Annotated in this window: 12 protein-coding genes; 4 read left to right on the top strand and 8 right to left on the bottom strand. The window is 67.7% G+C overall.

The annotated features are described in order from the left end of the window. Window positions 1-124 precede the first annotated feature (124 nt). Window positions 125-988 (top strand): DMT family transporter, encoded by an 864-nt coding sequence (locus FL625_RS13840; protein ID WP_149589271.1) that lies wholly within the window; start codon window positions 125-127, stop codon window positions 986-988. A 205-nt stretch (window positions 989-1,193) separates the two neighbouring features. Here FL625_RS13840 and FL625_RS13835 read toward each other — a convergent pair whose 3' ends face one another. The 7 genes from FL625_RS13835 to smpB all read right to left on the bottom strand — a co-directional run bounded on the left by FL625_RS13835 (window position 1,194) and on the right by smpB (window position 7,769). After that, window positions 1,194-2,513 carry an acetyl-CoA hydrolase/transferase family protein gene (locus FL625_RS13835; protein WP_149589270.1) on the bottom strand — a complete coding sequence of 440 codons (1,320 nt, stop codon included), beginning with the start codon at window positions 2,511-2,513 and terminating at the stop codon, window positions 1,194-1,196. 83 nt (window positions 2,514-2,596) lie between these two features. Beyond that, window positions 2,597-3,673 (bottom strand): Hint domain-containing protein, encoded by a 1,077-nt coding sequence (locus tag FL625_RS13830; RefSeq protein WP_149589269.1) that lies wholly within the window; start codon window positions 3,671-3,673, stop codon window positions 2,597-2,599. 111 nt (window positions 3,674-3,784) lie between these two features. Further along, the gene (locus tag FL625_RS13825; protein ID WP_149589268.1) at window positions 3,785-4,660 is read right to left on the bottom strand and encodes a DMT family transporter; all 876 of its coding nucleotides are present in this window, start codon (window positions 4,658-4,660) and stop codon (window positions 3,785-3,787) included. A gap of 5 nt (window positions 4,661-4,665) precedes the next feature. Continuing rightward, window positions 4,666-5,841, bottom strand: a complete 1,176-nt coding sequence (locus tag FL625_RS13820) for an amino acid aminotransferase (protein WP_149589267.1) — start codon at window positions 5,839-5,841, stop codon at window positions 4,666-4,668. 63 nt (window positions 5,842-5,904) lie between these two features. Then, entirely contained in the window at window positions 5,905-6,768 is an 864-nt protein-coding gene (gene sseA / locus FL625_RS13815) for a 3-mercaptopyruvate sulfurtransferase (protein ID WP_149589266.1), read from the bottom strand. A 92-nt stretch (window positions 6,769-6,860) separates the two neighbouring features. Beyond that, window positions 6,861-7,157: a hypothetical protein gene (locus FL625_RS13810; RefSeq protein ID WP_149589265.1), complete on the bottom strand. Its 297-nt coding sequence runs from the start codon at window positions 7,155-7,157 to the stop codon at window positions 6,861-6,863. A 132-nt stretch (window positions 7,158-7,289) separates the two neighbouring features. Next, window positions 7,290-7,769: an SsrA-binding protein SmpB gene (smpB, locus tag FL625_RS13805; RefSeq protein ID WP_149589290.1), complete on the bottom strand. Its 480-nt coding sequence runs from the start codon at window positions 7,767-7,769 to the stop codon at window positions 7,290-7,292. Window positions 7,770-7,872: 103 nt separating this feature from the next. On the opposite strand from smpB, the gene FL625_RS13800 reads away from it, so the two are divergent. Next, complete coding sequence (locus FL625_RS13800; RefSeq protein WP_235019417.1) at window positions 7,873-8,259, top strand: potassium channel family protein; 387 nt, start codon at window positions 7,873-7,875, stop codon at window positions 8,257-8,259. A gap of 48 nt (window positions 8,260-8,307) precedes the next feature. Here the strand turns inward: FL625_RS13800 and FL625_RS13795 are convergent, their stop codons facing one another. After that, window positions 8,308-10,242 carry a lytic transglycosylase domain-containing protein gene (locus FL625_RS13795; protein WP_149589263.1) on the bottom strand — a complete coding sequence of 645 codons (1,935 nt, stop codon included), beginning with the start codon at window positions 10,240-10,242 and terminating at the stop codon, window positions 8,308-8,310. A gap of 137 nt (window positions 10,243-10,379) precedes the next feature. Between FL625_RS13795 and dapA the strand changes: the two genes are divergently transcribed. Both dapA and FL625_RS13785 read left to right on the top strand, forming a co-directional pair. Further along, on the top strand, window positions 10,380-11,252 hold the full coding sequence (gene dapA / locus FL625_RS13790) for a 4-hydroxy-tetrahydrodipicolinate synthase (RefSeq protein WP_149589262.1): 873 nt from the start codon (window positions 10,380-10,382) through the stop codon (window positions 11,250-11,252). An 85-nt stretch (window positions 11,253-11,337) separates the two neighbouring features. Continuing rightward, complete coding sequence (locus FL625_RS13785; protein WP_149589261.1) at window positions 11,338-12,366, top strand: trans-3-hydroxy-L-proline dehydratase; 1,029 nt, start codon at window positions 11,338-11,340, stop codon at window positions 12,364-12,366. Window positions 12,367-12,393 lie beyond the last annotated feature (27 nt).

Below are 12,393 nucleotides of genomic sequence, written 5' to 3'. Positions count from 1 at the left end.
TCCCTGTCCGCCACCGAGACGACGACGGCCCGCAGGACCTCCCCCTGCGGGCCGTTTCCCTTGCTGCGCCGCCCTTCCCCCCGCTGCCGCCTGCGTCTAGGGTCCGCCAGACCCAGGAGAGACAATGCACCCCGAAGGCAATCCGCTGAAAGGCGTGGCGCTGGTGATCGCCGCGACCTTGCTGTTCGCGGTGGGCGACACGCTGGGCAAGCATCTGGCGATGCTCTATGCCGCGCCGCTGATCCTGGCCGCGCGCTATGTCATCAACCTGATTCTCGTCCTCGTCACCATGTGGCCGCGCCACCGCAGCGCGGTCTGGCGGGTGCGGCGCGGCGGCCTGGTGCTGGTGCGCGGTCTGTGCCTCGCGCTGGCCACCGTCACCATGCTTCTGGCGCTGCGGGTGATGCCGGTGGCCGAGACAGTCGCGATCATCTACATCACCCCGGTCCTGCTCATGATCGCCTCCGGCCCGGTCCTGGGCGAAAGGGTCAGCGCGCTGGGCTGGGTCTGCGCCAGCCTCGGCTTTGCCGGAGTGCTGATGATCGCGCGCCCAGGTGGCGGACTCGATCCCTGGGGGGTGGCCCTCTGCCTGCTGAATGCGCTGCTTGGGACCGGCTATCACCTGCTGACCCGCATCCTGACCCGGACCGAGACCACCATGGCGCTTCTGTTCCACACTGCGGCCGTGGGGTCGGTGCTGTCGGTCGGGCTGATGCTGGTCCTGGGCGTCCCGGCATGGCCGGTGGCCGGGGATGCGCTGATGATCCTCGGCTATGCCGGGTGCGCGACGGTCGGGCATCTCCTGTTCACCTCGGCCTACCGCGAGGCTCCGGCCTCGACGCTCGCCCCCGTCAACTACATGCACATCGCCTTTGCCACGATCCTCGGCTGGCTGGTGTTCCGCCAGCTGCCCGATGCCCCGGGCTTTGCGGGCATGGGTCTGATCGCGGCGGCGGGGCTCCTGTCCGCCTGGCGGGCCAGCCGCTGAGGCGGCAGCGGCGCAGACCGATCCTCGCCGCGCCCCCCGCGCTGCCGCCGCTCGTCGATGACTTCGTCACTCCTCGCCACGTCCCGCCGACGAGAAGCCGAAGGCGCACGAGGAGGTCCGTGGGCTGGGGTTAAGAAATCCCTGACGGAAAACGCCAAGCCAATGATTCGATTGACGTTCCGCCGTTTGTCCACCGTGGACACCCTCAGAAGAACCCCCGCGGGATCAGCCGGTGCTCGTGGGCGTCCCGCTCCAGCTCCTCGCGGAAATCCGGGTGGGCAATGGAGATGAGCAACCTCGCGCGCTCGGCAATCGACCGCCCCTTGAGGTTCACCATCCCGTATTCCGTCACCACATACATCATGTCCGTCCGGGGCGTCGTCACCACGTTGCCCCGCGTCAGCGCCGTCACGATCCGGCTCTTCCGCTCCCCCTTCTTCTCGTAGGTGGACGCCAGGCACATGAAGCTTTTCCCGCCCTTCGACCCGTAGGCCCCCCGCACGAACTGCAACTGCCCCCCGGTGCCCGAGATATGCCGGAACCCGTCCGTCTCGGATGCAGCCTGGCCCTGAAGGTCGATCTGGGTGGTGTTGTTGATCGACACCACCCGGTCGTTCCGCATGATGTTGTGGGGAAGGTTGGTGTAGTCGACCGGATGGAACTCCACCTCCGGGTTCCGGTCGATGAAGTCGTACAGGTACTGCGCCCCCAGCGCGAAGGTGCAGACCATCTTCCCCGGGTTCAGCTGCTTTCTCGCCCCCGTCACCCGTCCCGCCCGATACAGGTCCACAATCCCGTCCGTCATCATCTCGGTGTGGATGCCCAGGTCCTTGACCGGGCTTTCCGCCAGCAGCGAACAGACCGCGTTCGGCATCCCGCCGATCCCGATCTGCAGGCAGGACCCGTCCTCGACCTCGGCCGCGATAAGGCGGGCGACGGCCTTGTCCACCTCGGTCGCGGGGGGCTTCGGAAGCTCGGCCATCGGCCGGTCGAAACCGGGGATGATGTAGTCCACCTCGGACACATGCACCCCGGTCCCTTCGCCCATTACATAGGGAAGCGTCGGCGTCTCCTCGACGATCACCACCTTGCCGCGTTCGACGAGCGCCCGCATCCACAGCGTGTTGGGGCCGAAGTTGAAGTAGCCCTTCTCGTCCATCGGCGCGGTCTTGAAGACCGCGATGTCCGGCGGGTCGATGAAGCGGCGATAGTAGTCGGGCACCTCGCCCAGGTTCACCGGCAGGTAATGCGCCATCCCCGCATCGTGCTTTCGGCGGTCGTAGCCCGAGAAATGGGTTGAGAACCAGTGGATATGCTTCCCCTCGGGGTCGGCCTCCAGGACGGCGCGAGGGCGGGCGGTCAGGACCGAGCGGAAGCGCAGGTCCGTCACCTGACCCAGCCGCGCGGCCAGCGCCTCGTCGAAGGCATCCGGCTGGCCCAGCACCGCGCCGTAGTCGAGCCACATGCCCGATCGCACCAGCGCCGCCGCCTCTTCGGCCGTGATCCGCCTTGCCGCCTTCGCCATCCTTGCCCCCTGACCCCCGCTGCCGGAGCCATGCCGCCCTGCGGTGGCGCCAGGTCCGTTATCGGGCCAAACGGCACGTCTGGCTAGACAAAGCTCTTGTGGTGTTTCGCGTGACGTTCGATCAGCCGCTCTACCCGCGCGTCGTGGACCACCTTGCAGGCGGGCGTTCTGACCGCATCGATCAGACCGGGGAACAGCGTCTCGATCTCTTCCACCCCCTCGGGGCCGATGGCCTGGCGCGCACCGGGGCCGGTCAGCAGCGTCTCGCTGGGGGCGCCTTCGGCAAAGATGATCTCGTGCCGGTCGGTCAGCAGGTGGAAATAGTCCACCGTATCGCGGGAGGCGACCTGTCCGACGCCCAGGAGGCTCAGAAGCTTGACCGCCGGCACCAGAACCTCGGGCGAGCCGAACATGCGTTCCACGACCGGGCTGCGCAAGAGCATCCGGTGCTGGCGCGAGACCATCAGGTCGCGATGCGGCAGCCCGCGCCCCAGCGCACCGCGCGCGATCCGGATCGGCGCCAACTTGCCTTGCGCCGGGGCCGTGCTGCATCCGATCCAGCGGATCGGCTGGGGGCCGTTGTCGCGGGTGACGACCAGATCGCCCGGGCGCAGATCCTCGACCCGGACCTCGCCCGCAGGGGTCAGGATATGGGTGCCCCGCACATAGCAGATCAGGTAGTTCCAGGGCTGCCGGTCCGCGTTCAACCCCGAGAAGGTGCTGCCGTTCACGCTGTCTAGCGTCAGCGACCGGATCGGCTTTGCCTCCATCGCGGTCTGGTCGGGGTTGGCCAGGATTTCCGGTGCCCAGTAGGTATTCCCGGCCGTGTCCTGGAAGATGACGGCCGTGATCGTGGCTGTCGTGCCGTCCAGGTATGTGACGGTTGCGTTGTAGATCGCGGTTCCGTCAAAGGTCTGCAGCGGACCCCCGTTGATGCGGAAGGTGTCGTTCGACAGGCTGTTGTTCATGTCGTAGGCGTTGGCCGTTCCGCCCGCGAATGCGCCCGGCGAGAACACCGCCGCGGTGTTGAGCAGCGGCGAACCCGGCGCGCCGAAGGTCAGCCCGACCAGAGCGCCGGCGTTCTCGGCCACCTGGTTGCCCTCGTTCGGGTCGATGCTGGGCTGGACGCCCAGCTGGAAGACGTTGAATGTCGTCGGCATGCCTGTGCCCTGATTACCCGGATCTTCACGAACGCTGTGCGGTTTAGCCTAAGATTCGGCAAAAAGAACGGAGAAAATGCGGCCAAACGGCCCCGTAACCGTTGCCAGCCGTCACCCCGGCCGGGCGATCAGCGCCGTTCCCGCCACAGCCAATGCCGCCCCCACCCATGCCAACGGTCCCGGCAGGCGGCGATAGACGGCCCAGACCATTGGCAGGATCAGGATCGGCGTGGTCGAGGACAGGGTGGTGACGATCCCTACGTCTCCGCGGGCAAGCGCCGCCATGAGGAAGGACATGCCGACGACCATGCCGGCCAGCGCCGAGAGCCCGATCTGCCGGACTTCCCCGCGCGAGGGCAGGGCGACCGGGCGCAGGGCGGGAAGGGCGAGAAGGGCGATGAAGAACAATGCCCCGGTTCCCGAACGCACCCCCATCGCGGCCACGGGATCGGCGCCGGCCAGCATCGCCGGGCGGGCCAGGAGACTTCCCAGCGCCTGCGCGAAGGAAGTCAGCAGGCCAAGCGAAATCCCGATCCAGAGGGGCTTCGGGGTTCGTGCGCCCTCGTCCTGCCTTGGGCCCATGACGGCCAGCGCGATCCCGGTCACGATCAGGCCCACCCCGGCGGCCTGGGTCAGGGAGACGGTCTCGCCCCGGAAGCCGAAGCCGAGGGCGAGCGCAAATGGCGAGGCGGTGGTGAACAGAAGGGCCGAGATGCGCGGGCCGGTATACTGGATCGTCGCGATATAGGTCAGCGAGCCGATCATGATGCCCGCGGCGGAAGAGGCGGTCAGCCACAGGATCATCGCCAGGTCCAGCGTCCGCCAGCCGCCGGTGACGGCCACGATGGCGGCGGTCATCAGGAAGGCCAGCCCCATCTGCCAGCGCGACAGCTGCAACGGGCCGACCCGCCCCGAGACGCTGTCGATGAACATGGCCGAGGCGGCAAAGGCCGCCGCCGCTGCAAGGGACAGGACGACGGCCAGCATGAAGCTCAGATGACCTGCGCGATGGCGGCGGCTAGGATGGGCACGGTCCTTGCGTTCAATCCGGCGATGTTGATGCGGCTGTCGCCGACCATGTAGATGCCGTGTTCCTCGCGCAGTCGGGTCACCTGCGCCTCGGTCAGGCCAAGGCGGCTGAACATGCCGCGGTGGTGGGCGACGAAGTCGAACCGGTCGGAGTTGGTCGCCCGGCGCAGATCATCGGCCAGCTGCCTGCGCAGGCCCAGCATGTTCTGGCGGACTTCCTCCAGTTCCGCCTTCCAGTCGGCGGTCAAGGCCTGGTCCTCGAGGATCATCGTCACCAGCCGTGCGCCGTGGTCGGGCGGGAAGCTGTAGTTCTGCCGGTTCAGGAAGTTCAGGTTGCCCTGCACCACGGCCTTGCGGTCGGGGGAGGTCAGCGCGATCAGGATCCCGGTGCGTTCGCGGTAGATGCCGAAGTTCTTGCTGCACGAGGCGGCGATCAGCACCTCGGGGAAGGCTGCGGCGATCTTGCGGGTGGCCTCGGCGTCCTCTTCCAGACCGTCGCCGAAACCCTGGTAGGCAAGATCGACGAAGGGCACCGCGCCTTTCCGTTGCAGAAGCGCGATCACCTGGTCCCACTGGTCGGGCGAAAGGTTCGCGCCGGTCGGGTTGTGGCAGCAGCCGTGGAGGAGGACCGCGTCGCCCGCCCCAACACCTTCGAGGTCCGCCATCAGGCCCGTGAAGTCGATGCCCGAAGTCGCCACGTCGAAGTAGCGATACTCGACCCCCGTCATGCCAAGGTATTTCACGATCGAGGGATGGTTCGGCCAGGTCGGCGCCGACATCCAGACCCGCGCCTTCGGGTTCGCCATGCGGATCAGTTCCAGTGCCTGCCGGATCGCGCCCGTCCCGCCGGGCGTCGCGACCGAGGCCGCGCGGTCGGCGTAGCCCGGTCCGAGGATCAACTTGACCAGCGCGGCGTTGTAGGCGGGTTCACCGGCAAGGCCGGTGTAGGTCTTGGTGGTCTCCACCTCCCACAGCTTCTTCTCGGCTGCCTTGACCGCGCGCATCACCGGGGTCAGCCCGGTCGCATCCTTGTAGACGCCGACGCCGAGGTCGATCTTGGTGGTCCGGGGGTCGTCCCGGAACATGGCGATGAGGGCCAGGATCTTGTCCTGCGGCTGGGGCTGAAGCGTTTCGAGCATGGGCGTTCCCGGGGTTCTGGACGGCAGCCCAGTGCCACAAGCCGCTGGCTTCGGCAAGAAGCCTCAGGGGCCGGTCGCCACCTTCAGATCGTCATACATGCCCCATTCCGCCCAGGAGCCGTCGTAGAGCGCATGATTGCGGTGCCCGACGCGTTCCAGCGCCAGCGACAGCACCGCCGCAGTGACGCCCGAGCCGCAACTGGTGATCGCCGGTTTCCGCAGATCCACGCCCGCGGCCTCGAAGATGGACTTCAGCTCGGCCGGGGGCTTCATCGTCCCGTCGGGATTCAGGACCTCGGTGAAGGGAATGTTCTTCGACCCGGGGATATGCCCCGGCCGCAGGCCCGGACGCGGCTCGGGCTCCTCGCCCCGGAACCGCGCGGCAGAGCGGGCATCGAGGATCTCGGCCTCGCCCAGCTTGGCGGCATGGGCGACCTGCGTCACATCCTTCACCAGGTGGTTCTGGCGGGAAACGGTCATGTGCCGGTCGCGGATCACCGGAGGCATGTCCTCGATCTCGCGGCCCTCGGCCTGCCACTTGGGGAAGCCCCCGTCCAGCACCGCCACATCGGTCTTGCCCATCAGGCGGAAGGTCCACCAGACGCGGGCCGCACTGAAGATGCCGGCTCCGTCGTAGACCACGACCTGGTGCCCGTCGCCGACGCCCATCGCCCGCATCCGGCTGATGAACTTTTCCGGTGGGGGCGCCATGTGCGGCAGCGGCGACCGCTGATCCGAGATCTCGTCGATGTCGAAGAACCGCGCGCCGGGAATGTGGGCCGCGGAATATTCGGCCCTGGCGTCCCGGTTCTGCGCGGGCAGATACCAGCTTGCGTCGAGGACCCGCAGGTCGGGGTCGCGCAGGTGTCTTGCCAGCCAGTCGGTCGAGACCAGCGTCCTTGGGTCGTCCTGCGGCGATGGGGTCATGAGCGGCCTCCCGAGCGTTCCCCGGGATATACCCATGGCGCAAGGGGCGGTGCAAGCGGCGCGGGGGCGCAGCGGCCCCCGCGCCAGGGCGATTACTTCACCAGGGCCTTCTTCAGGATGCCGATGATCGCCGTCAGCACGGCACCACCGATGCCGCCACCCGCGACCGACTGGATGATGGCGCCGATGTCGAGCCCTTCCATCGCCGCCCCGGCCGCTGCCCCTGCGTCACCGCCGAGCATGCCCATCAGGACGCCGCCAAGCCCGCCACCGACCGCTCCCGCGACCGAGTTGCCTGCCGTCCCCAGGCTGAGGTTCTTCAGCCCGGCACCCGCCGCATTGCCGCCCAGGAGGCCCGCAATGATCTGGATGATCAGTTCCATACCCATGACTCAACCCTTCCCTCTTTCGCCGGTTCCCGCACCGGGTTCGCCCGGCTTTATCCCCGGAATTGCTATCCGGTATGTGTCAGAGTGCCAGAAAGCGGCTAATGCGGCAAGAAATGTGTGATTTGTGCAAGATCATTCGCGGCTGTTCTGCTTCAGGAGCCGCGCCTTCTGCCGATCCCAGTCGCGCTTGGCGCTGGTCTCGCGCTTGTCGGCAAGCTTCTTGCCCCTGGCGATGCCGAGCTTCAGCTTCACGATGCCACGGTCGTTGAAATACATCTTCATCGGCACAATGGTCATGCCCTCGCGCCCCACCGCGCTCCACAGGCGGCCGAGTTCCTTCTTCGACACCAGCAGCTTGCGCCGCCGCCTTTCCTCGTGCCCGAAGGTCCTGGCCTGAAGATAGGGCGCGATGTAGCTGTTGATGAGCCAAAGCTCGCCGCCTTCGACCGACGCATAACTTTCCGCGATGTTCGCTCCGCCCTGCCGGAGGCTCTTGACCTCCGATCCGAGCAGCATGATCCCGGCCTCGAGATCGCTTTCGATGTGGTAATCGAACCGCGCGCGCCGGTTCTCGGCGATGAGCTTCGAGTTGGGATCGGACTTTGCCACCATGATCGCGGTGAGATAAGCCTTGCCGAGGGCGTAGTCCAGAAGGGTGAAGATGTTCGCACAGATCGCAATCGGAACCGGGCTACTGATCGTCAACCTTGTGGTCATGGCGATCTCGGCCCTGCTTCTGGAGGTCGGGTTCCGTCGTGCCCATCCCTGGCTGATTGCCGGACCGCAGCGGTTGAAGCTGGTTCTGATGCTGATCGGTGTCGGGCTCTGGGTGCTGGCATTGGTCACGATCGGCGTCTGGGTCTGGGCGCTGGTCCTGCATGCGCTTGGTGCCTTCGCAAGGCTCGAAGAGGCCGTCTATTTTGCCATCGTCGCCTTTTCGACCCTCGGGCTGGGCGACATAGTGCCGGTGCATGGATGGCGCATCCTGGCGGCAATGGCAGCAGTGAACGGATTCCTCAGCTTTGGCCTCCTGACCGCGCTGCTGGTCGAGGCATTGCGACAGGTGCGGCTGGCGCAGCTGGAAAACCGCCGTCCCAGGTGAGCGCCCGCGCCAAGATTCTTCGGCGAAGAATTTTGGCGCCCCTCGGGGTCAGCCCTTCAGCTCCTGCGTGATCCTGACCGGTCCGACCGCGCCCTTCAGCTTGGCGCGATAGATCACCACGCCCTCGGCCACCCGCATCACATAGGTCCGCGTCTCGGCGAAGGGGATTGTTTCCACCCAGTCCACCACATCCACATCCGGGCGACGGGGATCGCCGAACTCGCCGATCCAGCGCCGGGGGCGGCCAGGACCCGCGTTGTAGCCCGAGGCGATCAGCGCGATCGAGGGTCCGAACTCGGCGGCCATCTCTGCGAGGTAGGCCGCGCCCATGGTCACGTTGTAGGCCGGGTCCGAGATCAGCTTGCCGGCGTCGAAGTCCTTGCCAAGCTTGCCCGCCATCAGCTTTGCCGTCCCCGGCAGCACCTGCATCAGCCCGCGCGCGTCGGCCGAGGACCGGGCGGCCGGGTCGAACTCGGACTCTCGCCGCGCGATGGACAGGGCCAGCGCCCGGCTGACCTTCAACCCGTCGGGCACGAAATCCGGGATCGGGTAATAGGCATGCGGCAGGATCAGCCCGCGTTCCGCGCCCGCCTTGGCGACCAGAAGGGCCAGATGCGGGTCGCCCCAGGCCAGCGCCATGTCGGCCATCTGCGCCAGGCCCGTGGTGTCCTGGCTCTCGGCGAGATGCAGCAGGAACCGCTTGGCCAGCGTCCTGTCGCCCGCCTTGCGCAGGATCTCGACAGCGGCAAGCACCGAGGACTGGGTGAACTTTGCCCCGCGCCAGTCCGGCGTGGCCGGGCGGCGCAAGAGCCCCTCGTCCAGCGACAGCCCGAGCCGTTCGGCCGCAAGCAGGCCGTAGAAGGCGGTCTGATGCGCCGCCGCCGCCTTGTAGCTCGCGGTTCCGTCCTTGCCGGCCGCCTCTTGCGCGCGTCCGATCCAGTAATGCGCGCGCGCAAGGCTGATCGGGGTCGAGACGCCGGCCAGGAGATGCCGGAAATGCGTCTCGGCCGTGGCAGGGTCGTTCAGCCGGCGCAGCGCGATGAAACCCGCCAGGAACTCCAGGTCGGCATAGGCCGAGGCGCCGCTGTCGGTCGGCAGGTGGTGGTTCGCGGCGACCCGGTAGGCCTCTTTCGCGCGACCCTGCCGCATCAGCCAGCGTGCCAGGAGCGCCCGCCGTTCCGCCCAGGCCTGTGGGCGACCGAGGCTTTCGGCAGACTTGGACCGCTCGAGGATCAGCTCGGCCGCCTCGTCGTAGAAATCCTTCTTCATCCGCCAGATGAATCGGTCGAAGGCCAGTCCGGGGTCGCCGGCCCGCGGCTTCGGTACCGCCTCGATCAGCCCGGTGACGCCCTTGCCCTGGGTCTGTAGCGCGATCCTGGCGCGGGCGAGGGCGCGCAGATCCTCCGGAACGCGGGGCAGCATGCGCTCTGCCTCCTTCGTGCGGCCGTCCCAGAGCAGATTGTCCAGCCGCGCCTCATGGACGAAGCCCACGGCCTCTGGTGAAAGGCCGATCATCTCCTGCTCCTGCTCGGGCGAGAAGGGCAGGCTGGACCAGGCCCGCATCGCCTCGGTCTCGGCATCCGCCGCGCGGCCCGCTGCGAGAAGCGCACGCACATAGGCGATGGCGCCCTTGCCGGTTTTCGGAGGCCCTGCCTCGAACCAGGCGATCACCCGGTCCGGGTCGGTGGAGCGCGCCACCGCCTCTTCGCCCTTCTCGCGCAGAAGCGCGAGGCCGGGCCAGTCCGGGCGGCGTTGCAGGAAGGCCTCGTAGTCGCCCAGCCGCCCCTCACCGGCGCGCAGGCGCTGCCAGTCGATCACGTCGCGCCCGACGCCCGAGGGCGCCACGGCCAGCGCGCCGTCGTAATCCTTGGCGGCGGCCAGCTCGAGCGCCGTCCGCATCGCCTGTGTCGTGTCTGCCCCTGCCGGTTGCGCGAGGATGGCCAGGGCCAGCGCCAGCGCCCGCATCGTTTTCTTGCTGCTCATGGCCCCTGAATCTGCCTGACCAAGGGCGGCCCTACAACCCACGACTGCGTTAGCGGCGAGACTTGGCTTTGCGCGGACCAGCGGCTAAGACAGGCGCGGTCTGTCCGGGCAATCCCGCCCATCATAGGAGAAGCGTCATGATCAGAGGGTCCCTTCCTGCCCTGGTGACGCCGTTCAAGAACGGCGAGCTGGATCTGGTGACGCTGAAGAAACTGGTGGACTGGCACATCGCCGAAGGCTCGCACGGGCTGGTGCCGGTGGGGACGACGGGCGAAAGCCCGACGCTCAGCCATGCCGAGCATCAGCGGGTGATCGAGGAGGTCGTGGCCGCTGCCGCGGGGCGGGTGCCGGTGATCGCGGGGGCTGGGTCGAACAACACGGTGGAAGGGATCAGCCTGATCCGCCATGCCGAGAAGGTGGGGGCCGATGCGGCGCTGGTCGTCACGCCCTACTACAACAAACCCACCCAGGCCGGCCTGATCGCGCATTTTACCGCGCTGCACGACTGCTGCACCCTGCCGATCATCATCTACAACATCCCCGGCCGGTCGGTCATCGACATGACGCCGGATACCATGGGCCAGCTGGCGAAACTGCCGCGGATCATCGGGGTCAAGGACGCCACCGGCAAGATCGAGCGCGTCAGCCAGCAGCGCGCCTCTTGCGGCAAGGACTTCATCCAGCTGTCGGGTGAGGACGCGACCGCCCTGGGTTTCAACGCCCATGGCGGGGTCGGCTGCATCAGCGTGACCGCGAACGTCGCCCCGCGTCTGTGTGCCGAGTTCCAGGAAGCGACGCTGCGCGGTGACTATGCCAAGGCGCTGGAATACCAGGACCGGTTGATGCCGCTGCACGAGGCGATCTTCATCGAGCCTGGTCTCGTCGGCGCGAAATACGCGCTGTCGGTGCTCGGCCTCTGCTCGGAAGAGGTGCGCCTGCCGCTGGTCGGGCTGACCGACGGGACCAAGGCGAAGATCAAGGCCGCGATGAAGCATGCCGGGCTGATCTGACGCCCCGGCCCTCGTGGCCTGCGACGCACCGGAAAACTTGATACATGTGTCGATTCCTGCTGGCATGCCGGCGACGGAGGCCAGCATGCGCAGCACCAAGACCATTCATGTCGTCTCGGCCCATGCCGAAGGCGAGGTCGGGGACGTGATCGTGGGCGGGGTCGCCCCACCCCCCGGCGCGACCCTGTGGAAGATGCGCGAGGCGCTCTGGCGCGATCAGACCCTGCGCAACTTCGTCCTGAACGAGCCGCGCGGTGGCGTGTTCCGGCATGTGAACCTCCTGGTCCCGCCCAGGGACCCGCGCGCGCAGATGGGCTTCATCATCATGGAGCCCGAGGACAACCCGCCGATGTCGGGCTCGAACTCGATCTGCGTGGCGACGGTGCTGCTGGACAGCGGCATCCTGCCCATGTCCGAACCGGTGACCGAACTGGTGCTCGAGGCGCCAGGGGGCCTCGTCAAGGTCCGCGCCAACTGCCGGAATGGCAAGGCCGAGCGGGTCCATGTGCGGAACCTGCCAAGCTTCGCCGACCGTCTGGACGTGCCGCTGGACGTGCCGGGGCTGGGCCGTCTGACGGTGGACACGGCCTATGGCGGCGACAGTTTCGTGGTGGTGGATGTGGCCGCCCTCGGCCTTTCCCATGCGCCCGGGGAGGCCCATGCCATGGCGAGACTGGGGGTCGAGATCACCCGGGCCGCCGATGAGCAGCTGGGCTTCCGCCACCCCGAGAACCCGGACTGGCGGCACTTTTCGTTCTGCCTCTTCGCGGGGCCCCTGACCCGTGTCGCCGATGGCTGGGAGACGCGGCATGCCGTCTCGATCCGGCCGGGCAAGATCGACCGCTCGCCTACCGGGACGGCGGTTTCGGCGCGGCTGGCGATCCTGGCTGCGCGGGGCCAGATCGGCCCGGGCGAGGTGCTGCGCGCACGCTCGCTGATCGGCGGGCAGTTCGAGGGGCGGATCGTCGGCGCGGCGAAGGTCGGCGATCTGGACGCGATCCTGCCCGAGATCTCGGGCCGCGCCTGGATCACGGGGACGCATCAGCACATGCTGGATCCCGCCGATCCCTGGCCCGAGGGCTACCGGCTGTCCGACACCTGGGGCGCGCGGTGACGCTCGTCGAGCCCTTCGGGCACTCCT

The sequence above is a fragment of the Tabrizicola flagellatus genome, assembly GCF_008271465.1.
Taxonomy (GTDB): domain Bacteria; phylum Pseudomonadota; class Alphaproteobacteria; order Rhodobacterales; family Rhodobacteraceae; genus Tabrizicola; species Tabrizicola flagellata.
Note: the sequence above shows the minus strand (reverse complement) of the source record. Positions and strands in the feature narration are given on the sequence as shown.

Bases quoted from the DNA above. Each gene is read 5' to 3' on its own strand.
- FL625_RS13840 (WP_149589271.1), top strand. From the start codon at position 125: ATGCACCCCGAAGGCAATCCGCTGAAAGGCGTGGCGCTGGTGATCGCC.
- FL625_RS13835 (WP_149589270.1), bottom strand. From the start codon at position 2,513: ATGGCGAAGGCGGCAAGGCGGATCACGGCCGAAGAGGCGGCGGCGCTG.
- FL625_RS13830 (WP_149589269.1), bottom strand. From the start codon at position 3,673: ATGCCGACGACATTCAACGTCTTCCAGCTGGGCGTCCAGCCCAGCATC.
- FL625_RS13825 (WP_149589268.1), bottom strand. From the start codon at position 4,660: ATGCTGGCCGTCGTCCTGTCCCTTGCAGCGGCGGCGGCCTTTGCCGCC.
- FL625_RS13820 (WP_149589267.1), bottom strand. From the start codon at position 5,841: ATGCTCGAAACGCTTCAGCCCCAGCCGCAGGACAAGATCCTGGCCCTC.
- sseA (WP_149589266.1), bottom strand. From the start codon at position 6,768: ATGACCCCATCGCCGCAGGACGACCCAAGGACGCTGGTCTCGACCGAC.
- FL625_RS13810 (WP_149589265.1), bottom strand. From the start codon at position 7,157: ATGGGTATGGAACTGATCATCCAGATCATTGCGGGCCTCCTGGGCGGC.
- smpB (WP_149589290.1), bottom strand. From the start codon at position 7,769: ATGGTGGCAAAGTCCGATCCCAACTCGAAGCTCATCGCCGAGAACCGG.
- FL625_RS13800 (WP_235019417.1), top strand. From the start codon at position 7,873: ATGGCGATCTCGGCCCTGCTTCTGGAGGTCGGGTTCCGTCGTGCCCAT.
- FL625_RS13795 (WP_149589263.1), bottom strand. From the start codon at position 10,242: ATGAGCAGCAAGAAAACGATGCGGGCGCTGGCGCTGGCCCTGGCCATC.
- dapA (WP_149589262.1), top strand. From the start codon at position 10,380: ATGATCAGAGGGTCCCTTCCTGCCCTGGTGACGCCGTTCAAGAACGGC.
- FL625_RS13785 (WP_149589261.1), top strand. From the start codon at position 11,338: ATGCGCAGCACCAAGACCATTCATGTCGTCTCGGCCCATGCCGAAGGC.